The sequence below is a fragment of the Salinimicrobium oceani genome (assembly GCF_012037645.1).
The window spans coordinates 1-285 of sequence record NZ_JAAVJR010001636.1 but is presented as its reverse complement, the minus strand read 5'-3'; the positions used below and the strand labels follow the sequence as shown (position 1 = coordinate 285).

The following is a 285-nucleotide window of genomic DNA, read 5'->3' as shown; positions in this document are numbered from 1 at the left end:
AATATGTCTGTCCTCATTATGGGAGAGAGCGGAACAGGGAAGGAGCAAATAGCGAAAAGCATTCACGACAAAAGCAAACGCAGTGCAGCCCCGTTTGTCGCTGTAGATTGTGGCGCAATTCCGCGGGAACTGGCCTCCAGCGAATTTTTTGGGCACGTAAAAGGATCTTTTACAGGAGCTGTCAATAATAAAACCGGACACTTTGAAGCTGCAAATGGAGGTACTTTATTTCTGGATGAAATAGGGAATCTAAATTATGAACTGCAGGTGCAATTACTTCGTGCC

General features: G+C 45.3%; 1 protein-coding gene. It reads left to right on the top strand.

Going from position 1 to position 285, the window contains the following annotated elements:
* Window positions 1-285: sigma 54-interacting transcriptional regulator (locus tag HC175_RS23405; RefSeq protein ID WP_168140126.1), on the top strand; the 285-nt coding region annotated here is incomplete at both ends.